This is a genomic window from Streptomyces sp. NPDC039430, assembly GCF_055639435.1.
The window spans coordinates 884,451-906,682 of record NZ_JBVKAK010000001.1; the positions used below are offsets into that span (position 1 = coordinate 884,451).

Genomic DNA, 22,232 nt, shown 5'->3' on the forward strand with positions numbered 1-22,232 from the left:
GGCTGCAAGAGCAAGTCGATGGAGCTGTAAGGCTGCAAGAGAGGGGGCGGGCCGGTTCGGCCGTACGGTCAGAGCAGGCCCGCCTCGTTCAGCAGGTAGGCGGTCATCGGGTCGTAGAAGCGCGGGTCCGTGACATGGTCGTCGAGCGGAACGGTCACCTCCAGCGTGCCTTCCGCCTCGGCGATGAAGAGCGCCGGGTCGTTGCAGTCCGCGTATCCGACCGAGTCCAGGCCACGCTGTCCCGCGCATCCCGCCCAGCCGTGGTCCGCGACCACCAGATCGGGCTGTGGTCTGCCCTCGCGCTCCAGACCGTCCAGGATCGCCCGCATCGGCTCCGGGGAGTGCGTGTGCCAGAGGGTCGCGCCGCGCTCCAGCATCGCGATGTCCGCGAACTGGAAGACCATGCCCTCGTCGGCGGTGAGCCCGCCCGGGATCCGTACGATCTCGCAGCCCGCGGCGCGCAGGGCGTCCGCGGTCTGCCGGTGCACGTCCAGCAGCCCGCCCGGGTGGCCGGTCGCGAACAGCACGCGCTGCTTGCCCGCGACTGCCTTGCGCAGCCGGGCGGCCAGCCGCTCCAGGCCGTCCACGGTCAGCTCGGGATCGATGGTGTCCTGGCCGGCCCGGTGCCCGGGGTCGTCGCTGACCCCGCACCGCTCGGCCATCACGGCGAGCACGTCCTGCTCGTCGGTCCAGCGGTCCCCCAGCTCCAGGCCCAGCCAGTAGTGGCGGTCGCCATTGGCCAGCTTGCGGTAGTGGGAGAGGTTGTTGTCGCGGGGTGTGGCGACATCCCCGGCGATACGCGTTCGGACGAGATGGTCGACAAGGGCGGCACGGCTCGGTATCGGCATGCGTCCATTGTGCCGTCCGACCCCCGCGCCGCGCCGGGTGTCCCCGTTCCCGGACTGTCTTCGGCCGGTCTTCGACCAGCCCGGACTCCGGTACCCGCCCGTCGTCGCGGCGCGCGCTCGCGCCCACGACCGGCGGCGTCCCCCGGACCGCCTCCTACCGCGCGGGCTCGCCCGTGGCGCCCAGCGCCGCGAACGCGCCGTGCGCCAGGCGGCGCAGCAGGGATTCCGTCGCGGCGCGGCCCGGGAGGCCGCCGCCGGGCGAGCCGAGGTGCGGTGTCGAGTTCAGCAGGCCGAAGACCGCGTGGACCGCGCCGCGCGCCTGGGATTCGGGGACGGCCGGGTACAGCTCCCGTACGACCGTGACCCACAGCTCCACGTACTGCCGCTGGAGCTGGCGCACCAGCTTGCGGTCGCTGTCCCTCAGACGGTCCAGCTCGCGGTCGTGGAGGGTGATGAGCGGGCGGTCGTCCAGGGCGAAGTCGATATGCCCGTCGATCAGCGAGGCCAGCACGGCGGCCGGGTCGCCGGCCGCGCCCGCGCCCCGTACGCGCAGCTTCCCGCCGTCCAGCAGCCGTCCGCTGATGCCGACGAGCAGCTCGGCGAGCATCGCGTCCTTGCCCGCGAAATGGCGGTACAGACCGGGCCCGCTGATGCCGACGGCCGCCCCTATCTCGTCGACACCGACGCCGTGGAAGCCGCGCTCGGCGAAGAGGCGCGCGGCCTCGCTGAGGATCTGCTCGCGGCGGGTCGGGGCCGCGGTCCTGGTGCTCATGGGAAATCATTCTAGACAGGGCCGTTAGCGGTCGTTAACCTGGAGACGTCACGTTAACGCTCACTAACACTCCGCACCGGTACACACACCGGATACACGCACCGACGCACGCACCACCACCACACCACTGAACCCAGCGAGGGGGGCTACGAGCGATGCGGCAGGCACCAGTGCTGGCGAGCGCCGCCGATCCGGCGTCCGAGGCATGGCGGGCCAACGAAGCGGCCCATCAGGAGCTGGCCGACGGGCTGCGCTCCCGGCTCGTCGCCGCGCGCCTCGGCGGCGGCGAGAAGGCCCGCGCCCGGCACACCGCGCGCGGGAAGCTGCTCCCGCGCGACCGGGTGGACACCCTCCTCGACCCCGGCTCGCCCTTCCTGGAGCTGGCGCCGCTCGCGGCCGAGGGGATGTACGGCGGGGCGGCCCCGGCCGCCGGGGTGATCGCCGGGATCGGCCGCGTCAGCGGGCGCGAGGTGGTGATCGTCGCCAATGACGCCACGGTCAAGGGCGGTACGTACTACCCGATGACGGTGAAGAAACACCTTCGCGCCCAGGAGGTGGCTCTGGAGAACCGCCTCCCCTGTGTGTATCTGGTCGACTCCGGCGGCGCCTTCCTGCCGATGCAGGACGAGGTCTTCCCGGACCGCGACCACTTCGGCCGGATCTTCTACAACCAGGCCCGGATGTCCGGCGCCGGCATCCCGCAGATCGCCGCGGTGCTCGGCTCCTGCACGGCGGGCGGGGCGTACGTCCCGGCGATGAGCGACGAGGCCGTGATCGTCCGCGGGCAGGGCACGATCTTCCTGGGCGGCCCGCCGCTGGTGAAGGCGGCGACCGGCGAGGTCGTCACGGCCGAGGAGCTGGGCGGCGGCGAGGTCCACTCCCGGGTCTCGGGGGTCACCGACCATCTCGCCGAGGACGACGCGCACGCGCTGCGCGTCGTCCGGACGATCGTCTCCACGCTCCCCGCGCGCGGCCCGCTCCCCTGGTCCGTCGAGCCGGTGGAGGAGCCGAAGGTGGACCCCGCCGGGCTGTACGGCGCGGTGCCGGTGGATTCCCGTACGCCCTATGACGTCCGCGAGGTGATCGCGCGGCTGGTCGACGGCTCGCGGTTCGCCGAGTTCAAGTCCGAGTTCGGGACGACGCTGGTCACCGGCTTCGCGCGGATCCACGGCCATCCGGTGGGCGTCGTCGCCAACAACGGCATCCTGTTCTCCGAGTCCGCCCAGAAGGGCGCGCATTTCATCGAGCTGTGCGACCAGCGCGGCATCCCGCTGCTCTTCCTCCAGAACATCTCGGGCTTCATGGTCGGCCGGGACTACGAGGCGGGCGGGATCGCCAAGCACGGCGCGAAGATGGTGACGGCCGTCGCCTGCGCGCGGGTGCCGAAGCTGACGGTCGTGGTCGGCGGTTCGTACGGCGCGGGCAACTACTCGATGTGCGGCCGGGCCTACTCCCCCCGCTTCCTGTGGATGTGGCCCAACGCGAAGATCTCGGTGATGGGCGGCGAGCAGGCCGCCTCGGTGCTGGCCACCGTCAAGCGCGACCAGATCGAGGCGCGCGGCGAGGAGTGGCCGGCCGGGGACGAGGAGTCCTTCAAGGACCCGATCCGCGCGCAGTACGAGACCCAGGGCAACGCCTACTACGCGACCGCGCGCCTCTGGGACGACGGCGTCATCGACCCGCTGGACACCCGCCAAGTGGTGGGTCTGGCCCTGACCGCGTGTGCCAACGCCCCGCTGCCCCTGAGGGACAGCGAGGCGCCCGGCTTCGGCGTCTTCCGGATGTGAGGGTGGGAATGTTCGACACGGTTCTGATCGCCAACCGCGGCGAGATCGCGGTCCGCGTGATCCGCACCCTGCGGGCCCTGGGCGTGCGCTCGGTCGCGGTGTTCAGCGACGCGGACGCGGACGCCCGGCATGTACGGGAGGCCGACACCGCGGTACGGATCGGGCCCGCCGCCGCGGCCGAGAGCTATCTCCGCGTCGACCGGCTGCTGGAGGCGGCGGCCCGTACCGGCGCGCAGGCGGTCCACCCCGGCTACGGCTTCCTCGCCGAGAACGCCGGCTTCGCGCGCGCCTGCGCGGACGCGGGGCTGGTCTTCGTCGGCCCGCCCGCGCCCGCCATCGCGCTGATGGGCGACAAGATCCGCGCCAAGGAGACCGTACGGGCCGCCGGGGTCCCGGTGGTGCCGGGCTCCTCCGGCGGCGGACTGAGCGATGACCAGCTGGCCGAGGCGGCGCGCGGGATCGGGATGCCGGTGCTGCTGAAGCCCTCGGCGGGCGGCGGCGGCAAGGGCATGCGGCTGGTGCGGGCCGAGGCGGCGCTCGCCGAGGAGATCGCGGCGGCCCGGCGCGAGGCGCGCTCCTCCTTCGGGGACGACACGCTCCTGGTGGAGCGGTGGGTGGACCGCCCGCGCCATATCGAGATCCAGGTCCTGGCGGACGGCCGGGGGAACGTGCTGCATCTGGGCGAGCGCGAGTGCTCGCTCCAGCGCCGCCACCAGAAGGTCGTCGAGGAGGCGCCGTCCGTCCTGCTGGACGGGGCGACGCGCGCGGCGATGGGCGAGGCGGCGGTCCGGGCGGCGCGCTCGTGCGGCTACGAGGGCGCGGGGACGGTCGAGTTCATCGTCCCCGGCGGCGACCCGTCGTCGTACTTCTTCATGGAGATGAACACCCGCCTCCAGGTCGAGCATCCGGTGACCGAGCTGGCGGTGTCGGTCGGGGGACGGCGCGGCCTGGATCTGGTGGAGTGGCAGCTGCGGATCGCCTCCGCCGAGGAACTGCCCTTCGGCCAGGGCGACATCGCGTTCGAGGGTCACGCGGTGGAGGCGCGCGTCTGCGCCGAGGATCCCGCCCGCGGGTTCCTGCCCTCCGGCGGTACGGTCCTCGCCCTGCGCGAGCCGGAGGGCGACGGCGTACGGACCGACTCGGGCCTCTCCGAGGGCGCGGACGTCGGCAGCGCGTACGACCCGATGCTTTCCAAGGTCATCGCGTACGGCCCCGACCGCGCCACGGCCCTGCGCAGACTCCGCGCGGCGCTCGCGGAGACGGTCACGCTCGGGGTCCCGACGAACGCCGGGTTCCTCCGCAGGCTGCTGGCCCACCCCTCGGTGGTCGCGGGCGAGCTGGACACGGGTCTGGTCGAGCGCGAGGCGGCGGGGCTGCTGGCGGAGGCGGTCCCGCCCGAGGTGTACGCGGCCGCGGCGGCGGTCCGTCAGGCGGGGCTGCTGCCGCCCGCGACGGCGGGATGGGTGGACCCCTTCTCCGTACCGGACGGCTGGCGCCTGGGCGGCGTGCCCCACCCGGTCGGCCATCCCCTGCGAGTGCCGGGACATGACCCCGTGACACGCGAGGCGCCGCCCGCGGACCGGTCCCGGGTGGAGCCCGGCCGGGTCACGGTCACCGTGGACGGGGTGACCCACACCTTCCACCGCGCGGGCGACTGGCTCGGCAGGGACGGGGACAGCTGGCACGTCCAGGACTTCGACCCCGTGGAGGCCGCCCTGCGCGGGGCCGCCGGGGCGGGCGGTGTGGACGCGCTGACGGCGCCGATGCCCGGGACGGTCACCGTCGTGAAGGTGGCCGTCGGGGACGAGGTGACGGCCGGACAGAGTCTGCTGGTCGTCGAGGCGATGAAGATGGAGCACGTCATCTCCGCGCCGCACGACGGCACGGTCACCGAACTGGACGTCACCCCCGGCTCCACCGTCGCCATGGATCAGGTGCTGGCCGTCGTCGCGCCGGCCGGCCCCGCCGAGGAGGAGTCATGACCGAAGGACTGCCCATGGCGGTGCCCGCGCAGGGCCTGCCGCCCCGGGTCCGTATCCATGAGGTGGGCGCGCGCGACGGGCTCCAGAACGAGAAGACCGTCGTACCGACCGAGGTCAAGGCGGAGTTCATCCACCGCCTCGCCCACGCCGGACTGACCACCATCGAGGCGACCAGCTTCGTCCGCCCCGAGTGGGTGCCCCAGCTGGCCGACGCCGAGCTGCTGTTCCCGATGCTCGCCGACCTCGGCGGGGCCCCCGATATCGAGCTTCCCGTGCTCGTGCCGAACGGGCGCGGGCTGGACCGCGCCATGGCGCTGGGCGCCCGCCGTATCGCCGTGTTCGGCAGCGCCACGGAATCCTTCGCCAAGGCCAACCTCAACCGGACGGTCGACGAGTCGCTCGCCATGTTCGAGCCGGTCGTCGCGAGGGCCAGGGAGGACCGCATGACGGTCCGCGGCTATCTCTCGATGTGCTTCGGCGACCCCTGGGAGGGGCCCGTCCCGGTCCATCAGGTCGTCAGGGTCGCCAAGGCCCTCAGGGACATGGGATGCGACGAGCTGAGCCTCGGCGACACCATCGGCGTCGCCACCCCGGGCCATGTGCAGACGCTCCTGGCCGAGCTGAACGAGGAGGGCGTGCCGACCGACGCCCTCGCGGTGCACTTCCACGACACGTACGGCCAGGCGCTCGCCAACACCCTCGCCGCGCTCCAGCACGGAGTGACCACCGTGGACGCCTCTGCGGGCGGCCTCGGCGGCTGCCCGTACGCGAAGAGCGCGACCGGCAATCTCGCCACCGAAGACCTCGTGTGGATGCTCGACGGCCTCGGTATCGAAACCGGCGTCGATCTCGGCCGGCTCGTCGCCACCAGCGACTGGCTGGCCGAACGGCTGGGCCGCCCCAGCCCTTCCCGTACCGTCCGCGCCCTCTCCCACAAGGAGTGACCATCGATGTCCCTGGACCACCGGCTCTCCGCCGAGCACGAAGAACTGCGCCGCACTGTCGAGGAGTTCGCCCGCGAGGTCGTCGCGCCCAAGATCGGCGACTTCTACGAGCGGCACGAGTTCCCCTACGAGATCGTCCGTGAGATGGGGCGGATGGGGCTGTTCGGACTGCCGTTCCCGGAGGAGTACGGCGGCATGGGGGGCGACTATCTCGCGCTCGGGATCGCCCTGGAGGAGCTGGCCCGCGTCGACTCCTCGGTGGCGATCACCCTGGAGGCCGGGGTCTCGCTCGGCGCCATGCCCGTCCACCGTTTCGGTACGGAGGAGCAGAAGCGTGAGTGGCTGCCCCGGCTCTGTTCGGGCGAGCTGCTCGGCGCGTTCGGCCTGACGGAACCGGACTGCGGTTCGGACGCGGGCGGCACGCGCACGACCGCCGTGCGCGACGGCGACTCATGGGTGATCAACGGCAGCAAGTGCTTCATCACCAACTCCGGTACGGACATCACGGGTCTGGTCACGGTCACCGCCGTCACCGGCCGCAAGGAGGACGGACGTCCGGAGATCTCCTCGATCATCGTGCCGTCGGGCACCCCCGGCTTCACGGTCGCGGCCCCGTACTCGAAGGTCGGCTGGAACGCGTCGGACACCCGCGAGCTGTCCTTCGCGGACGTCCGCGTCCCGCTGGCCAATCTGCTCGGCGAGGAGGGCCGTGGATACGCGCAGTTCCTGCGCATCCTCGACGAGGGCAGGATCGCGATCTCCGCGCTGGCGACCGGGCTCGCCCAGGGGTGTGTGGACGAGTCGGTCGCGTACGCGCGCGAACGGCACGCGTTCGGCCGGCCGATCGGCGCCAACCAGGCCATCCAGTTCAAGATCGCCGACATGGAGATGCGCGCGCACATGGCGCGGATCGGCTGGCGGGACGCGGCCTCCCGGCTGACGCACGGCGAGCCGTTCAAGAAGGAGGCCGCGCTGGCGAAGCTGTACTCGTCGACGGTCGCGGTCGACAACGCCCGTGAGGCCACCCAGATCCACGGCGGATACGGCTTCATGAACGAGTATCCGGTCGCCCGGATGTGGCGGGATTCCAAGATCCTGGAGATCGGCGAGGGGACGAGCGAGGTCCAGCGGATGCTGATCGCGCGGGAGCTGGGCCTGGCGGATCTGAGTCCCACGGGCTGAGGCGCCCCGGGCGCCGGGGGTGTGCGGATCCCCCGGCGCCCGGCCCTCTCCGGCTCTCCCGGTCCGGGCCAGGCTCCGCCGGTCCGGGCCAAGCTCCGCCCGTCCGGGCCTATTGCCCGGCCGGCCAGTTCACCAGCGGCGAGCGGTAGTAGTCGATCCCGAGCGCCGTCATGCGCGGCCCCTGCGCCGCCAGCCGCGCCTTGTACGTGTCCCAGTCGTGCGTGGCGGCCGGCGACCAGCCCAGCTCGGCGATACCGGGCAGCCGCGGGAAAGCCATGGACTCCAGCTGGTCGTTGGTCGCGAGGGTCTCGGTCCAGAGCGGCGCCTCGACACCGAGCACCGCGTCCTCGGACACACCCGCGCCGGCGAGATAGGTGGCCGGGTCCCAGTCGTACGAGCGGTCCACCTCCGTGTAACCGGCCCAGGACTGGCCCAGCACGGTGCTCCTGTCGTACTTCATGTCGAGGTACGCCCGGTCCGCCGGGGAGAGGATCAGCCGGGTGCCCTTCTTCGTCGCCGCCGCGACCTGCGCGCGCTCGGCGGCGCTCGTGGCGTCGTACCCCCAGTACTGGGCGACGGCCCCCTTCACCGGCGTGGCGCCGGTCAGCTGGTGCCAGCCGACGACGGTCTTCCCGTACTTCCGGACGACGGCCTGCGTCCGCTCCATGAAGGTCACATAGTCGGCGTGGCTGGTGGAGTGGGCCTCGTCGCCGCCGATGTGGAGATACTTCCCGGGGGTGAGGGCGGCCAGCTCGCGGACCACGTCGTCCACGAAGTCGTACGTCACCTCCTTGGGGGCGCACAGCGAGCTGAAGCCGACCGCCGTGCCGGTGTAGAGCGGGGGCGCGACACCGTCGCAGTTCAGCTCGGCGTACGAGGCGAGGGCGGCGTTGGTGTGGCCCGGCATGTCGATCTCCGGGATCACCTCCAGGTGCCGGGAGGCCGCGTAGCTCACCAGCCCCCGGTACTGGGCCTTGGTGTAGTAGCCGCCGGGGCCGCCGCCGACCTGGGTGGAGCCACCGTACGTGGCCAGGCGCGGCCAGGAGTCGATGGCGATCCGCCAGCCCTGGTCGTCGGAAAGGTGCAGATGCAGTTTGTTGATCTTGTAGAGGGCCAACTGATCGATATAGAGCTTGACCTGATCAGGCGTCAGAAAATGCCGTGAGACATCGAGCATCGCGCCCCGGTAGGCGTAGCGCGGGGTGTCGGTGATGGTGCCGCCCGCGACCGTCCAGGGACCGGGCTGGGTGGTCCGCTTCTCCACGGAGGCGGGCAGCAGCTGGCGCAGGGTCTGGACGCCGTGGAAGAGCCCGGCGGGCTCCTGGGCGGTGATGGTGACGCCGCCGCGGCCGGACTCCAGGCGGTAGCCCTCCTCGCCCAGCCCTGGGGCGTGTGGCGACAGTCCCGCCTTCTCACGGTCCCGGCCGTCGGAGCCGACGAGCCGCAGCCGGATGCCGCCGTCGCCGTCGCGGCGGTCGGTGACCGGCAGCGCGTAACCGGTCGAGGGCCGCAGCAGCCCGGCCAGGTACGAGCCGATACGGCGGGCCTCGCGGGCGTCCTCGTCCGACCGGCCCGCCACCTGGATCCGGCTGCGCGCGGTGAGGGTGTACACCGCCCCACCGGCCCTGACCTGGGCGGGAGCGGGCACGATCTGATCGAGCGGACGCGCGGCGGGCGCTTGGGCGGGCGCCGGAGCGCCACGCTCCGGCGCGGCTCCGATGCTGGAGATACCGGCCGCCACGACGAGCAGCAGCGAACCGAACAGACGGGGGAACGTGCTGTGCTGTCTCACAAGATTGTCCCTTCGACGGGGCGACGGGGTACTCACCTGCGGTGCCGAGCACTCACCATGGGACCCGCACGTCCCACCGGCGGTCAAGGTGTAGACCAATTTCCGCCCGCCTGATGGAAGAATCCCCGCATGGCGGAAATCATCCAGAAGGACGGCACATGGACCTTCGACGGGGACACGGTCCGTATCGTGCCCGGCACGGACAAGGGCGTGAGCCCGCTCCGCAGGGCTCTCGGTGAAATCGCCCTGCCGCTGGGCGCGTTGGCGGGTGTCTCCTTCGAGGCCGGGCGCAGGTCGGGGCGGCTGCGGCTGCGCCTGCGGGAGGGCGCGGACCCGCTGCTCCAGATCACCGGCGGCCGGCTGGGCGACAGCTCCGACCCCTATCTGCTGACCGTCGACAAGGACCGCGTGGGGGTCGCCGAGTACTTCGTGGACGAGGTACGGAACGCGCTGCTGCTCGACCAGGTGGGGCCCGGTCCCGTCGACCGCTATCTGCTGCCGGGACCGGCTCTGCCGATCACCGTGAGCGCGGGCGACGCGAGCGTCACCTTCGACGGGGAGCGGATCCGGCTGGAGTGGAACTGGAAGACGGAGGAGTCCAAGTCCTCCGGCGGCCCCCGCACCCTCGCGCTGAGCGAGGTGGAGGCGGTGGAATGGCTGCCGAGCGCCGGTCTGGAGAACGGCTATCTGCGCTTCCTCACCAGCAGGGCGCCCGTGTCCACCCCGCCGAAGTACGACCCGCAGGCGGTGGAGCTGTACGGGTTCAGGAAGGACCCGCTGATGGCTCTGGTCGGTGCGGCGGTGGTGGCCCGGCTGCCCCATCCCCGCGCCACGGCCGACGCGCTCACCGCCGCCCAGGACCCGGACCTCACCAAGGCCGCGACGCGCGCCACGGACACGGCGGACCCCGCGGGACCGGCGGCGGCGAGCGGCGACGACCATGACGCCCTGCTGCGCCGGCTGCGGGAGCTGGGCGAACTGCACCAGGCGGGGATCCTCACCGCCGAGGAGTTCAGCACGGCGAAGCAGGCCGTCCTCAAGCGGCTCTGATTCGGGGTCGCGGTCCTCCGTTCCGCACCCCCACCCCGGATCTCCACCTCGGATCTCCACCGGGATCTCCACCCCAGGCCTCCACTCCGCATCTCCGCTTTCCCTCTTTCGGCCCCTGTTTCCACAGCATCCTGCCCGATTCCGGGCAGGATTCTTGCAAACCCCCTTGATCACCCGCAATATCAACAGGTGCTCGAACGCCGCTCGTCGTACGACGACCTCATCGACCATCTGGTCCGCAGCACCGCGCTCCAGCGCGGTGAGGCCGCCCGGGTGGTGCTCGACGTGCTGGCGTACTTCGACGAGACGACCGAGGAGTTCGTCCGCCGCCGCCACCGGGAGATGCAGTCCGGTGGGTCCACGAACGCGGAGATCTTCGAGCGGATCGCGGCCGAGCTGCCGCACCGCGCGGTGGCGCCCCCGGCGCTCTCGCTGCGGCAGCTGCGCCGCATCGTCTACGGCTGACCGTGCGAAGCAGCGTGACTCAGGACAGCGTGACTCAGGAGGGACAGGGACCGTATGTGCGGAATCGTCGGATACATCGGAAAGCGTGATGTGGCACCACTGCTGCTGGAGGGCCTGCAGCGGCTGGAGTACCGGGGGTACGACTCGGCCGGGCTGGTCATCACCGGCAAGCCGGCCGCGGGCAAGCCGGCCGCGCTGAAGATGGTCAAGGCCAAGGGCCGGGTCCGCGAGCTGGAGGCCCGCGTACCCAAGCGCTTCTCCGGCACCACCGGTATCGCGCACACCCGCTGGGCCACCCACGGCGCGCCGAGCGACGAGAACGCGCACCCGCACATGGATCCCGAGGGCAAGGTCGCCCTCGTCCACAACGGCATCATCGACAACGCCTCGGAGCTGCGGCGCAAGCTGGAGGCCGACGGTGTCGCGTTCCAGTCCGAGACGGACACCGAGGTGGTGACCCATCTCGTCGCCCGCTCCCAGGCGCCGACCCTGGAGGAGAAGGTCCGCCAGGCGCTCCAGCTGATCGAGGGCACGTACGGGATCGCCGTCCTGCACGCCGATTTCCCGGACCGTATCGTCGTCGCCCGCAACGGCTCGCCGGTCGTCCTGGGCATCGGCGAGAAGGAGATGTTCGTCGCCTCCGACGTGGCCGCGCTGGTCTCCCACACCCGCCAGGTCGTGACGCTGGACGACGGCGAGATGGCCACCCTCAAGGCCGACGACTTCCGTACGTACACCACCGAGGGCTCGCGCACCTCGGCGACGCCGACCACCGTGGAGTGGGAGGCCGAGTCGTACGACATGGGCGGCCACGACACCTACATGCACAAGGAGATCTCGGAGCAGGTCGACTCCGTGGACCGGGTGCTGCGCGGCCGGATCGACGACCGGTTCTCGACCGTGCATCTGGGCGGTCTCAATCTGGACGCCCGGGAGGCGCGCGGGGTGCGCCGGATCAAGATCCTCGGCTGTGGCACCTCGTACCACGCCGGCCTCATCGGCGCACAGCTGATCGAGGAGCTGGCCCGGATCCCGGCGGACGCCGAGCCCGCCTCCGAGTTCCGCTACCGCAATCCGGTCGTGGACCCCGACACCCTCTATGTCGCGGTGTCCCAGTCGGGCGAGACATACGACGTGCTGGCCGCGGTCCAGGAGCTGAAGCGCAAGGGCGCGCGCGTCCTGGGCGTCGTGAATGTCGTGGGCTCGGCGATCGCCCGGGAGACCGACGGCGGGGTGTATGTGCACGCGGGCCCCGAGGTCTGTGTCGTCTCCACCAAGTGCTTCACCAACACCGTGGTGTCGTTCGCGCTGCTCGCGCTGCATCTGGGCAGGATCCGGGATCTGTCGGTCGCGGACGGCAAGCGGATCATCGACGGGCTGCGCAGGCTGCCCGCCCAGATCGCCGAGATCCTGGCGACGGAGGACGACATCGCCAAGCTGGCGGCGCAGTACGCGCAGGTCAGTTCAATGATGTTCATCGGCAGGGTGCGGGGCTATCCGGTGGCGCTGGAGGCCTCGCTGAAGCTGAAGGAGATCTCCTACATCCACGCCGAGGCGTACCCGGCCTCGGAGCTGAAGCACGGCCCGCTCGCCCTCATCGAGCCCGCGCTGCCGACGGTCGCGATCGTCCCCGACGACGATCTGCTGGAGAAGAACCGGGCGGCGCTGGAGGAGATCAAGGCCCGCAGCGGCCCGATCCTGGCGGTGGCGCACCAGCCGCAGGAGAAGGCCGACCACACCATCGTCGTACCGAAGAACGAGACGGAACTGGACCCGATCCTGCTGGGCATCCCGCTCCAACTGCTCGCGTACCACACGGCTCTGGCGCTGGGCCGGGACATCGACAAGCCCCGTAACCTCGCGAAGTCGGTGACGGTCGAGTAGCGGCTCGCCCCCTCTCGGGGGCGCTCTCGCCAGTACGGCCCGTACGACACAGGGCGCCCGTACGGGCCGTACTGGCGAGAGCGCCCCCGGCGCGTGCCACCCATCGCGCCGGGGACGCTCCCCGAAGGGGCCGGTGCCAGGGCCTGTCGGCGGACCTTCGCGGATCAGCCGGACAGGCCCTTGCCCTTTGGCGCCGGCCCGCGGCTGCCTCAGCCGGTGGCCGTCACTCCTCGGCCGGCAGCACGACGGCGCGGCAGGGCGGTCGGCCACTTGGCGAGCGCGGCCGTCGCCGCGTACCAGGAGGCGAGGCCCGCCACGACGGCGAACCAGCCGCCGACCTTGACGAGGCCCGCACTGCCGGCGAACTGGCCCGCGGCGAGCAGCAGCAGCCCGACGCAGAACAGTCCGTACGCGGTCTGCACCAGCGGCCCCGCGCCCGCGCCTCCGACGGCGAGGCTGAACGCCAGAAGCGCCCAGAGGACGAGGAAGAGGCCCGCCGCGTCCGCGGACACCTGATGGCCGACTCCCATGCCCCAGGTGAACCAGAACGCGCCGAGGCCCGCGAAGGCCGTACCGGTGAATGAGTCGCCCGCCCGGAATTCGAGCAGTCCGGCGAGGAAAAGGGCGATGCCGCCGACGTAGAGCGCGAGCGTGACGGCGGCGACCGCCGTCACTCCGTCGATGACGCCGGTGTGGCCGATTCCAAAGGCGAGCAGGGTGAGGCCCAGGGCGAGATGGCCCAGAACCCAGGTCGAAGCAGCGCTTCCCGCAGAGACGGCGTTGTCCACGGCGGGCTCCCTTCACGATGTGCGTGGTGCTGTGTCCCAGCGGCCGATATGTACCCTTCACAAGCACGCGATCCACCTCTACCTGTGAGTAGATTCACATCGCGCGTAAGGGAGTTGACACGGCGTCAGCGTGACGTTGACGTCAACGCGACTGACACACAAGGCGGGTTGCGCGCGCGGGAGAGTTTGCGAGTGGAGACGGTCGCGCGGGGGAACAGCGGGCGAACGGCGGCGCGAAGGGTTACGGGATCACCACGACGGGCCGCTGCGCACGCCGCGCCAGCCGCCCCGCCACCGAGCCGAAGATCCGCCCCACGATGCCGTGCGTGGACCCGACGACGATCGCGTCGGCGGAGTACTCCTGGCCGACCTCTTCGAGTTCATGGCAGATGTCGCCGCCACGCTCGACCAGGATCCACGGCACCTCGGCGAGATAGTCCGCACAGGCCAGTTCGAGACCGAGCACTTCGGTGCGGTGGTCGGGCACATCCACGAACACGGGCGGCTCGCAGCCCGCCCAGACCGTGGTGGGCAGCCGGTTGGCGACATGGACGATGATCAGCCCCGAGCCCAGCCGTCTGGCCATGCCGATGGCGTACGCGAGGGCCCGTTCACTCGACATCGAGCCGTCGAAGCCGACGACGACTCCGTGCCGGAAGGCGGGATCGCAGGAAGCGCGCGTCTGTTCCGCCGCTTGCAGGTCCGACAGTGGGTCGGCTACCTGCTCGCGGTCTGCGGGTTCTGGGATTTCGTGACCGGCCATGAGTGTCTCGGCGAAAGAGGTCCTCTTGAGAAGGATCAACAAGTGGCGTGACGGGGGGAGCTGTGTCCGGGAATCATCTTCCCAACCCCATACCCCGAAGGGTACGGCGGCACTCCTCTCCTGCCCAGTGCCCGGCGCCCCATACGCGGCGTTCCAGGGAGCATGCACGAGGGCGTCCCGGATGGCAATGCCGGATGGTCTCTACAGCGGTCCTCGCGCGGCCCGGAAGCGAACCGGACGGCTCCGCTCCTCGTTGGCCATCGGCCATGCCCCCGGGCCCACGGAGCCCCCGTGCCCGCCTCACGCACCGCTGGGGCCCCCGCCGCCACCGCGAGGCCCGCACGCCACGGAGCGCGCTCCGGGGCGCATCATGGGGCGCACAGCGCGGGGCCGCACCGGCCGCCACCGGCCGACGCCGCGCCCGCCGTACGATCCGCCGCGGAACCGGCGGACGACGGGGCCTGCCGGGCGGCGCCGAGCCCTGCGCCGGTTCCGGTGGTCCGCGCGGCGTACGGCGCCGCCTCCGGCGGTACGGCGGCGGTACGGCGGCGGCGGCGCCCGGTCCCGTCGCGGCGACCGCGGTCCGCCGGCCGCCGCCGCGGCGGTACGGGCGCGACGCCGCACGGCGGCACACGGAGGAGGCCAGGACGTACGTTACGTACGCAACGTCCGGAAGCCGTCACTCCCGAGGCCTCCAAGGGGCGCGCCGGGGCTCGCGCGTACGCGAAGGGTGTGCGCCGGGATACTGAGTGCATCACACCGACGCACCCATCGCTTTTCAGCCAACTTCGCACGTGAGTAGAACCCTTGCCGAAATGGCCTGCCAACCCCCTTGCCACCAGGGAAGAAAGGACCGCAGCGGTCCTGAGCACCCTACGGGGATGGGCCATGCACGCGAGGCGCACTTCCACTCTCGGCTTCCGAGTGGAACGCTTCGTGATCGAATGCTTCGCGCCAAGTTGCCTTGTCGACATAGCGCCGGTTGGAGAACTTGTCACGCCGGCACCACGGGACACAGTAGATTCGATCATGAGTATCGAAGGCTGGGGACCCGTGCAAAACCGAGGGGAATCGTGCAGGAGCGAAAGGCCCGACAAGAACGGGGAGACGCGAACACCGAGGGGGGCTTAGCACCATGAGCCAGGACTCCACTACCGCACCGGAGTCAGCACGTAAACTTTCCGGAAGACGTCGCCGGGAAGTCGTCGCTGTGCTGCTCTTCAGCGGTGGCCCCATCTTCGAGAGCTCCATCCCGCTCTCCGTGTTCGGAATCGACCGCCAGGACGCCGGGGTTCCCCGCTATCGCCTGCTCGTCTGCGGCGGGGAGGACGGGCCGCTGCGGACCACCGGCGGCCTCGAACTCACCGCGCCGTACGGCCTGGAGGCGATCAGCAGGGCCGGCACGGTGGTGGTACCGGCCTGGCGGTCGATCACATCACCGCCACCGCCGGAGGCACTGGACGCGTTGCGCCGTGCCCATGAAGAGGGCGCGCGGATCGTCGGTCTGTGCACCGGCGCGTTCGTGCTCGCCGCGGCCGGTCTGCTGGACGGCCGGCCGGCCACCACGCACTGGATGTACGCACCGACGCTCGCCAAGCGTTATCCGTCCGTCCATGTGGATCCGAGAGAACTGTTCGTCGATGACGGCGATGTGCTCACCTCCGCGGGGACAGCGGCCGGAATCGACCTGTGTCTGCACATAGTCCGGACGGATCATGGCGCGGAGGCCGCGGGCGCGCTCGCCCGCAGACTGGTCGTACCACCACGGCGCAGCGGCGGCCAGGAGCGCTATCTGGACAGGTCTTTACCAGAGGAGATCGGCTCCGACCCGCTCGCCGAGGTCGTGGCCTGGGCGCTGGAGCATCTGCACGAGCAGTTCGACGTGGAGACGCTCGCGGCCCGCGCGTACATGAGCCGCCGTACGTTCGACCGGCGGTTCCGCTCGCTCACCGGAAGCGCGCCGCTGCAGTGGCTGATCACCCAGCGGGTGCTCCAGGCACAGCGGCTGCTGGAGACCTCCGACTACTCGGTCGACGAGGTCGCGGGCCGCTGCGGCTTCCGCTCACCGGTGGCACTGCGCGGCCACTTCCGGCGCCAGCTGGGCTCCTCCCCGGCGGCCTACCGGTCCGCCTACCGGGCCCGCAGGCCGCAGGGCGAGTCCATGCCCCACGGGGTCATGGAGTCGATGGTCCCCGCCCAGGCGTCCCCGCACTCCAGGCGGGCAGCGGCAGCCGCCAGTACGCCGGGCCAGGCGTCCGCGTCCGCGACGGTGACGGAGCACGGGAGAACAGGTCCCGACATGTACGCGACAGGTCCGGGCCGTCCGAGTCTGCCCGGCCAGCGGAGCGCCCCGTAGGGTAAGGCGCATGAACGATCGAATGGTGTGGATCGACTGCGAGATGACCGGGCTCTCGCTGACGGAGGACGCACTCATCGAGGTGGCCGCGCTGGTCACCGACTCGGAGCTGAACGTGCTCGGCGACGGGGTGGACATCGTGATCCGCCCGCCGGACTCGGCGCTGGAGACCATGCCCGAGGTGGTGCGGCAGATGCACACCGCCTCGGGCCTCCTCGACGAGCTGGCGGGCGGGACCACGCTCGCCGCCGCCGAGGAGCAGGTCCTCGCGTACGTACGCGAGCACGTGAAGGAGCCGGGCAAGGCCCCGCTGTGCGGAAACACCGTCGGCACCGACCGGGGCTTCCTGCTCCGCGACATGCCGACGCTGGAGGGCTACCTCCACTACCGCATCGTCGATGTCTCCTCGATCAAGGAGCTGGCCCGCCGCTGGTACCCGCGGGCCTACTTCAACAGCCCGGAGAAGAGCGGCAACCACCGCGCGCTGGCGGACATCCGCGAGTCCATCGCGGAGCTGCGCTACTACCGCGAGGCGGTCTTCGTACCCCAGCCGGGCCCGGACTCGGACACGGCCAAGCAGATCGCCGCGAAGCACGTGCTGCCCGGGGGCTGACCACCCCCGGGCCGGCACCCCGCCCCGGCCCCTGACCGCCCCCCGGTCACGGCCCCGGAATCCGGGCGCGAGCACCCTCGCGGACCCTGTACACTTTTTCTCGGCCGGTAGGGAACGAAGACCGGCCCTTGGTGGGTATAGCTCAGCTGGTAGAGCACCTGGTTGTGGTCCAGGATGTCGCGGGTTCAAGTCCCGTTACTCACCCTGATCGATCAAGGCCCGATCTGCGAAAGCAGACCGGGCCTTTTTCATGCCCCGTCTTTCGGCCCCGTCTTCCGGCCCAGCTTCCCTGACCGGACAGGGGCTGCCCCTCAGGACGAGCCCCGTACCACCAGTTCCGTCGGCAGCACCAGTTGTCGCGGGCCTCCCCCGGGCTCCGTCTCCAGGGGCCCCGCCTCCACGGGCCCGGCCGCCCCCGGCGCGCGCCTCGCGATCTCCGCGAGGACCACCCGGGCCATCGCCCGGCCCATCTCCTCGATCGGCTGGCGGACGCTCGTCAGCGGTGGGTCCATGTGGCGGGCTATCGCCGAGTCGTCGAAGCCGATCAGCGCCACGTCCTCCGGTATGCGCCGGCCCGCCGCGCGGAGGGTCTGGCGGGCACCGGCCGCCATGACGTCGGAGGCCGCGAAGACCGCGTCCAGGGCCGGGCGGCGGGCCAGCAGTTCGCGCATCGCCCGCCGGCCGCCCTCCTCCGTGAAGTCGGCCACGGCGATCAGCGACTCGTCCGGCGCGTGGCCGGCCTCGGCGAGGGCCCGGCGGTAGCCGTCCAGGCGGCAGGCCGCGCCGTAGACCTCCAGGCGTCCGGTGATCGTCGCGATCGTACGGCGGCCCCGGGAGAGCAGATGCGTCACCGCCGTACGGGCGCCACCGGCGTTGTCGGAGTCGACCGAGGGCAGCGGCTCGGCCGCCGAGCGGCGCCCGCTGACGACCGTCGGAACGCCGGTGCCGGCCAGCAGGTCCGGCAGCGGATCGTCCGCGCGGACCGAGACCAGCAGCACCCCGTCGGCCCGGTGCGCGGCCAGGTACTGCGCCAGCCTGCGGCGCTCGCGCGGGCCGCCCGCGAAGGTGAGCAGCAGCTGCATCCCGGTCTCGGAGAGCGCCTCGCCCACCCCGCTGACGATGTCCGAGAAGTACGGCTCGGCGAAGAACCGCGCCTCCGGCTCCGGCACCACCAGGGCGATCGCGTCGGCGCGGTTCGCGGCGAGCGCGCGGGCCGCGCGGTTCGGTACGTACCCCAGCTCGGCGATCGCCGCCTCCACCGCGGCCCTGGTCGGCGCGCTGACCCGCGGCGAGCCGTTGATCACCCGCGAGACCGTGCCCCGCCCGACCCCGGCGCGCGCGGCCACCTCTTCGAGCGTGGGCGGCTTCGCGCCGCGCGCACGGGCCGTACGGACCGTACGGGCCTCCTTCCGGGATGTGCGCGCGGCCGCCGTCTCACGGGCCGTACGAGCTGTCATCTCCGCCTCCCCAATGAATCCGCCCCGAGTCCAGCCCGGTCCCTTGACACCCCTACGGGGACCCGCGACGCTTCAACACATCACATATGGGAGCGCTCCCACCGTACCCGACCCATACCTGCCCCGCACGCTGCCCGACCACGCCCGGACGGACCGGCCGCAGGGCGGAGGCCGGCACGTCGGTGCACTAGGAGGACGTCATGCGTACAGGTACTCGCTCGTCCCGGGTGGTCGTCCTCGCGGCCGTCGCCGCGCTCGGCGCCGGGCTCCTGGCCGGCTGCGCCCAGGACGGCGAAGGCCCCGCCGGCAGCGGCACGGGCGGCGGCGACGGCGGGGACGGCGGCAAGGGGAAGACCACGCTCACGGTGGGCGTCTTCGGGGCCTTCGGCCTGAAGGAGGCCGGGCTCTACGACCAGTACATGAAGCTCCACCCCGACATCGTCATCAGACAGACGTCCATCGAGCGCAACGAGAACTACTACCCCCAGCTGCTCACCCACCTCGGCAGCGGCAGCGGACTCGCCGACATCCAGGCCGTCGAGGTCAACAACATCGCCGAGATCACCGCCACCCAGTCGGACAGGCTCATGGACCTCGGGAAGACCGGCGGCGTACGGCAGGACAGCTTCCTGCCGTGGAAGTGGGCGCAGGCCACCGACAAGACCGGCCGGACCATAGGGCTCGGTACCGATATCGGGCCCGAGGGCATCTGCTACCGCAAGGATCTCTTCGCCGCGGCAGGGCTCCCCACCGACCGCGCGTCGGTCGGCGCGCTGTGGGCGGGCGACTGGCGGAAGTATCTGGACGCCGGGAAGAAGTTCAAGGCCAAGGCGCCCAAGGGAACGGCCTTCGTCGACTCGGCGAGCGGCGTCATGGCCGCCATCACCGGCAGCGAGGCGAACCGGTTCTACGACAAGGACGGCAAGGTCATCTACAAGACCAACCCGGCCGTACGGAACGCGTGGGACATCGCCGCGCAGTTCGCCGGGGCGGGACTGACCGCCCGGCTCCAGCAGTTCACCCCGGCCTGGGACCAGGGATACGCGAACGCCGGCTTCGCCACCGTCTCCTGCCCCGCCTGGATGCTCGGCTACATCCAGGACAAGTCCGGCGCCGCGGGCAAGGGCAAGTGGGATGTGGCCGCCGCGCCGAAGCCGAGCAACTGGGGCGGCTCCTTCCTGGTGGTGCCCGAGGCGGGCAGGCACAAGAAGGAGGCCGCCGGACTCGTCGCGTGGCTGACCGCGCCGGAACAGCAGGCCACGTTCTTCGCGAAGCGCGGCAGCTTCCCCAGCTCCCGGGCGGCGTACGCGCTGCCCGCCGTGTCCGGTGCCACGCACGAGTACTTCGGCGACGCCCCCATCGGGGAGATCTTCTCCGCCGCCGCCCAGGGCGTACCGGTCCAGATCGTCGGCCCGAAGGACCTGATCATCGCGCAGAACCTGGCCGACGTCGGCATGCTCCAGGTCGACCAGAAGGGCACCTCCTCCAAGGACGGCTGGAACGCGGCCGTCAAGGCGATCGACAACGCACTGGATCAGTGACCGATGGCCAGTGGTGACGCGACAGCCGTCCCGGAGGCGGGCGTCGGGGACACGGCGGGCGTCGGGGACGCTCCCGCGGCGCCCGCCGGGCCTCGGGAGCGGTCCGAACGGCCGGGGCGGCCGGGACGGCTCGGCGAGGAGCTGGACGACCGGCGCCGGGAGCGGCGCAGCCGCTGGTACCGCCGCGACGTGCGGTGGAGCCCGTACGCCCTCATCGCCCCGTTCTTCGTCTTCTTCCTGGCCTTCGGCCTCTTCCCGCTCCTCTACACCGGCTGGGCCTCGCTCCACCGGGTGGAGCTGACCGCGCCCACCGACATGGAGTGGGTGGGGCTGCGGAACTTCTCCCGGCTGCTGACCGACGACTTCTTCTGGAACGCGCTGAAGAACACCGTCACCATCGGGGTGCTCTCGACCGTTCCGCAGCTGCTGATCGCGCTGGGCATCGCGCATCTGCTCAACTACCGGCTGCGCGGCTCGATGTTCTTCCGGGTCGCGGTGCTTACTCCGTACGCCACCTCGGTCGCCGCCGCCACGCTCGTCTTCGTCCTCCTCTTCGGCCGCGACTACGGAATGATCAACTGGGTGCTGGGGCTGGCCGGTGTCGACCCGGTCGACTGGCAGAACGGCGCCTGGACCTCACAGCTCGCGGTCTCCACGATCGTCATCTGGCGCTGGACCGGCTACAACGCGCTGATCTATCTGGCGGCGATGCAAGCGATCCCGGACGACCTGTACGAGTCGGCGGCGCTGGACGGAGCCTCGCGATGGCAGCAGTTCCTCCATGTGACCGTTCCCTCGCTGAGGCCGACGATCCTGTTCACGTGCGTGGTCTCGACGATCGGCGCGACCCAGCTCTTCGGTGAGCCGCTGCTGTTCAACGGCGGCGCGGGTGCCACGGGCGGGGCGGATCACCAGTTCCAGACGCTCGGGCTCTATCTGTACGAGCAGGGCTGGGTGAATCTGCATCTCGGCCGGGCCTCGGCGATCGCCTGGGCGATGTTCCTGATCCTGCTGATCGTCGGCGCGGTGAACTGGATCATCGCCCGCCGTCTCCGCGAGAGCGCGTAGGGGAGAGAGATGGCGACGATGGCGCGGACCGGCGGTACGACCCGGACCTCCGGCGGGAACGGGAAGGGCGCGGGGCGGCAGTTGCACGGCGGGCGGATCACCCACGCCGTACTGATCCTCTTCACCGCCGGGTCGCTCTTCCCCCTGGTGTGGACGGCGGTCGCGGCGTCCCGCAACAACACCCGGCTCGCCCAGACCCCGCCGCCCTTCTGGTTCGGCGGGAATCTCTTCAAGAACCTCGAAATCGCCTGGACCGACGCCAATATGGGTACGGCCCTGATCAATACGACGGTCGTCGCCGGGGCGATCGCGGCGGGCACGGTGCTCTTCTCCACCCTCGCCGGTTTCGCCTTCGCCAAGCTGCGTTTCCGGTTCAAGAACCTGCTTCTGCTGCTGGTGATCGGCACGATGATGGTGCCGCCGCAGCTCAGCGTCGTACCGCTGTACCTGCTGATCGCCGAGTTGTCCTGGACCGATCAGCTCCAGTCCGTCATTCTGCCCACCCTGGTCAGCGCGTTCGGTGTGTTCTTCATGCGGCAGTACCTGACCGGGGCGCTGCCCACCGAGCTGATCGAGGCGGCCCGGGTGGACGGCGCGAGCAGCTGGCGGGTGGTGTGGCATGTCGTCTTCCCGGCCGCGCGGCCCGCGATGGCCGTGCTCGGGATGCTGACGTTCGTGATGGCCTGGAACGACTTCTTCTGGCCCATCATCGCGCTGACCCAGAACGGCAGCCCCACCGTGCAGGTGGCGCTGACCGGGCTCGGCCGCGGCTATATCCCCGACCAGTCGGTGATCATGGCCGGCGCGCTGCTGGGGACACTGCCGCTGCTCCTCGCCTTCGTGATCTTCGGCAGACATATCGTCGGCGGCATCATGCAGGGCGCGGTCAAGGGCTGACGTCCGTACGGCCGGACGCCGCGGGCCGGAGGACCGGTCCCGG

Annotated in this window: 18 protein-coding genes and 1 tRNA gene; 13 read left to right on the plus strand and 6 right to left on the minus strand. The window is 71.3% G+C overall.

The window, feature by feature from the left end; genetic code table 11:
- Positions 1 to 68 precede the first annotated feature (68 nt).
- On the minus strand, positions 69 to 848 hold the full coding sequence (locus tag ACZ7LS_RS03750; RefSeq protein WP_382666230.1) for a phosphatase: 780 nt from the start codon (positions 846 to 848) through the stop codon (positions 69 to 71).
- Between the two features lie 154 nt (positions 849 to 1,002).
- Positions 1,003 to 1,620 (minus strand): SACE_7040 family transcriptional regulator, encoded by a 618-nt coding sequence (locus ACZ7LS_RS03755; RefSeq protein WP_382521443.1) that lies wholly within the window; start codon positions 1,618 to 1,620, stop codon positions 1,003 to 1,005.
- A gap of 155 nt (positions 1,621 to 1,775) precedes the next feature.
- On the opposite strand from ACZ7LS_RS03755, the gene ACZ7LS_RS03760 reads away from it, so the two are divergent.
- Genes ACZ7LS_RS03760 through ACZ7LS_RS03775 form a run of 4 tightly spaced genes read left to right on the plus strand, consistent with a single transcriptional unit; the run spans position 1,776 to position 7,515 of the window.
- Positions 1,776 to 3,407, plus strand: coding sequence for a carboxyl transferase domain-containing protein (locus ACZ7LS_RS03760; protein WP_382521440.1), 1,632 nt, complete (start codon positions 1,776 to 1,778; stop codon positions 3,405 to 3,407).
- An 8-nt stretch (positions 3,408 to 3,415) separates the two neighbouring features.
- Positions 3,416 to 5,389: an acetyl/propionyl/methylcrotonyl-CoA carboxylase subunit alpha gene (locus ACZ7LS_RS03765; protein WP_385136712.1), complete on the plus strand. Its 1,974-nt coding sequence runs from the start codon at positions 3,416 to 3,418 to the stop codon at positions 5,387 to 5,389.
- Positions 5,386 to 6,333: a hydroxymethylglutaryl-CoA lyase gene (locus tag ACZ7LS_RS03770; RefSeq protein ID WP_385136710.1), complete on the plus strand. Its 948-nt coding sequence runs from the start codon at positions 5,386 to 5,388 to the stop codon at positions 6,331 to 6,333. The genes ACZ7LS_RS03765 and ACZ7LS_RS03770 overlap by 4 nt, the downstream gene beginning before the upstream one ends.
- Before the next feature lie 6 nt (positions 6,334 to 6,339).
- On the plus strand, positions 6,340 to 7,515 hold the full coding sequence (locus ACZ7LS_RS03775) for an acyl-CoA dehydrogenase family protein (RefSeq protein ID WP_382521431.1): 1,176 nt from the start codon (positions 6,340 to 6,342) through the stop codon (positions 7,513 to 7,515).
- Between the two features lie 109 nt (positions 7,516 to 7,624).
- On the opposite strand, the gene ACZ7LS_RS03780 is transcribed toward ACZ7LS_RS03775, so the two are convergent.
- Positions 7,625 to 9,307, minus strand: coding sequence for a beta-N-acetylhexosaminidase (locus ACZ7LS_RS03780; protein WP_385136708.1), 1,683 nt, complete (start codon positions 9,305 to 9,307; stop codon positions 7,625 to 7,627).
- A gap of 129 nt (positions 9,308 to 9,436) precedes the next feature.
- On the opposite strand from ACZ7LS_RS03780, the gene ACZ7LS_RS03785 reads away from it, so the two are divergent.
- The 3 genes from ACZ7LS_RS03785 (at position 9,437) to glmS (ending at position 12,706) form a co-directional block, all read left to right on the plus strand.
- Positions 9,437 to 10,357 carry a DUF4429 domain-containing protein gene (locus ACZ7LS_RS03785; RefSeq protein ID WP_382521425.1) on the plus strand — a complete coding sequence of 307 codons (921 nt, stop codon included), beginning with the start codon at positions 9,437 to 9,439 and terminating at the stop codon, positions 10,355 to 10,357.
- Between the two features lie 189 nt (positions 10,358 to 10,546).
- A complete protein-coding gene (locus ACZ7LS_RS03790) occupies positions 10,547 to 10,822 on the plus strand; it encodes a hypothetical protein (RefSeq protein WP_356508494.1) in 276 nt (91 codons plus the stop codon).
- A 54-nt stretch (positions 10,823 to 10,876) separates the two neighbouring features.
- Positions 10,877 to 12,706 carry a glutamine--fructose-6-phosphate transaminase (isomerizing) gene (glmS, locus tag ACZ7LS_RS03795; RefSeq protein ID WP_382521423.1) on the plus strand — a complete coding sequence of 610 codons (1,830 nt, stop codon included), beginning with the start codon at positions 10,877 to 10,879 and terminating at the stop codon, positions 12,704 to 12,706.
- A 209-nt stretch (positions 12,707 to 12,915) separates the two neighbouring features.
- Here the strand turns inward: glmS and ACZ7LS_RS03800 are convergent, their stop codons facing one another.
- On the minus strand, positions 12,916 to 13,494 hold the full coding sequence (locus ACZ7LS_RS03800) for an acetate uptake transporter (protein WP_382881987.1): 579 nt from the start codon (positions 13,492 to 13,494) through the stop codon (positions 12,916 to 12,918).
- 241 nt (positions 13,495 to 13,735) lie between these two features.
- Complete coding sequence (locus ACZ7LS_RS03805) at positions 13,736 to 14,257, minus strand: universal stress protein (RefSeq protein ID WP_030354999.1); 522 nt, start codon at positions 14,255 to 14,257, stop codon at positions 13,736 to 13,738.
- A gap of 1,135 nt (positions 14,258 to 15,392) precedes the next feature.
- On the opposite strand from ACZ7LS_RS03805, the gene ACZ7LS_RS03810 reads away from it, so the two are divergent.
- The 3 genes from ACZ7LS_RS03810 to ACZ7LS_RS03820 all read left to right on the plus strand — a co-directional run bounded on the left by ACZ7LS_RS03810 (position 15,393) and on the right by ACZ7LS_RS03820 (position 17,430).
- Entirely contained in the window at positions 15,393 to 16,613 is a 1,221-nt protein-coding gene (locus tag ACZ7LS_RS03810; protein WP_382521417.1) for a GlxA family transcriptional regulator, read from the plus strand.
- Between the two features lie 10 nt (positions 16,614 to 16,623).
- Positions 16,624 to 17,226 (plus strand): oligoribonuclease, encoded by a 603-nt coding sequence (orn, locus tag ACZ7LS_RS03815; protein WP_385132607.1) that lies wholly within the window; start codon positions 16,624 to 16,626, stop codon positions 17,224 to 17,226.
- A gap of 131 nt (positions 17,227 to 17,357) precedes the next feature.
- Positions 17,358 to 17,430 (plus strand) — tRNA-His (locus ACZ7LS_RS03820).
- Between the two features lie 107 nt (positions 17,431 to 17,537).
- On the opposite strand, the gene ACZ7LS_RS03825 is transcribed toward ACZ7LS_RS03820, so the two are convergent.
- The gene (locus tag ACZ7LS_RS03825) at positions 17,538 to 18,683 is read right to left on the minus strand and encodes a LacI family DNA-binding transcriptional regulator (RefSeq protein ID WP_385132604.1); all 1,146 of its coding nucleotides are present in this window, start codon (positions 18,681 to 18,683) and stop codon (positions 17,538 to 17,540) included.
- Positions 18,684 to 18,883: 200 nt separating this feature from the next.
- Here ACZ7LS_RS03825 and ACZ7LS_RS03830 point away from each other — a divergent pair, with 200 nt between their 5' ends.
- Genes ACZ7LS_RS03830 through ACZ7LS_RS03840 form a run of 3 tightly spaced genes read left to right on the plus strand, consistent with a single transcriptional unit; the run spans position 18,884 to position 22,189 of the window.
- Positions 18,884 to 20,224, plus strand: coding sequence for an ABC transporter substrate-binding protein (locus tag ACZ7LS_RS03830; protein ID WP_382879098.1), 1,341 nt, complete (start codon positions 18,884 to 18,886; stop codon positions 20,222 to 20,224).
- A gap of 3 nt (positions 20,225 to 20,227) precedes the next feature.
- The gene (locus tag ACZ7LS_RS03835; protein ID WP_382521407.1) at positions 20,228 to 21,292 is read left to right on the plus strand and encodes a carbohydrate ABC transporter permease; all 1,065 of its coding nucleotides are present in this window, start codon (positions 20,228 to 20,230) and stop codon (positions 21,290 to 21,292) included.
- 9 nt (positions 21,293 to 21,301) lie between these two features.
- The gene (locus tag ACZ7LS_RS03840) at positions 21,302 to 22,189 is read left to right on the plus strand and encodes a carbohydrate ABC transporter permease (protein ID WP_385132601.1); all 888 of its coding nucleotides are present in this window, start codon (positions 21,302 to 21,304) and stop codon (positions 22,187 to 22,189) included.
- Positions 22,190 to 22,232 lie beyond the last annotated feature (43 nt).

Excerpts from the sequence above, each read along its gene's own strand:
- ACZ7LS_RS03775 (WP_382521431.1), top strand. The coding sequence starts at position 6,340 with ATGTCCCTGGACCACCGGCTCTCCGCCGAGCACGAAGAACTGCGCCGC.
- glmS (WP_382521423.1), top strand. The coding sequence starts at position 10,877 with ATGTGCGGAATCGTCGGATACATCGGAAAGCGTGATGTGGCACCACTG.
- ACZ7LS_RS03760 (WP_382521440.1), top strand. The coding sequence starts at position 1,776 with ATGCGGCAGGCACCAGTGCTGGCGAGCGCCGCCGATCCGGCGTCCGAG.
- ACZ7LS_RS03770 (WP_385136710.1), top strand. The coding sequence starts at position 5,386 with ATGACCGAAGGACTGCCCATGGCGGTGCCCGCGCAGGGCCTGCCGCCC.
- ACZ7LS_RS03805 (WP_030354999.1), bottom strand. The coding sequence starts at position 14,257 with ATGGCCGGTCACGAAATCCCAGAACCCGCAGACCGCGAGCAGGTAGCC.
- ACZ7LS_RS03750 (WP_382666230.1), bottom strand. The coding sequence starts at position 848 with ATGCCGATACCGAGCCGTGCCGCCCTTGTCGACCATCTCGTCCGAACG.
- ACZ7LS_RS03765 (WP_385136712.1), top strand. The coding sequence starts at position 3,416 with ATGTTCGACACGGTTCTGATCGCCAACCGCGGCGAGATCGCGGTCCGC.
- orn (WP_385132607.1), top strand. The coding sequence starts at position 16,624 with ATGAACGATCGAATGGTGTGGATCGACTGCGAGATGACCGGGCTCTCG.
- ACZ7LS_RS03825 (WP_385132604.1), bottom strand. The coding sequence starts at position 18,683 with ATGACAGCTCGTACGGCCCGTGAGACGGCGGCCGCGCGCACATCCCGG.
- ACZ7LS_RS03835 (WP_382521407.1), top strand. The coding sequence starts at position 20,228 with ATGGCCAGTGGTGACGCGACAGCCGTCCCGGAGGCGGGCGTCGGGGAC.
- ACZ7LS_RS03840 (WP_385132601.1), top strand. The coding sequence starts at position 21,302 with ATGGCGACGATGGCGCGGACCGGCGGTACGACCCGGACCTCCGGCGGG.
- ACZ7LS_RS03810 (WP_382521417.1), top strand. The coding sequence starts at position 15,393 with ATGAGCCAGGACTCCACTACCGCACCGGAGTCAGCACGTAAACTTTCC.
- ACZ7LS_RS03785 (WP_382521425.1), top strand. The coding sequence starts at position 9,437 with ATGGCGGAAATCATCCAGAAGGACGGCACATGGACCTTCGACGGGGAC.
- ACZ7LS_RS03830 (WP_382879098.1), top strand. The coding sequence starts at position 18,884 with ATGCGTACAGGTACTCGCTCGTCCCGGGTGGTCGTCCTCGCGGCCGTC.
- ACZ7LS_RS03755 (WP_382521443.1), bottom strand. The coding sequence starts at position 1,620 with ATGAGCACCAGGACCGCGGCCCCGACCCGCCGCGAGCAGATCCTCAGC.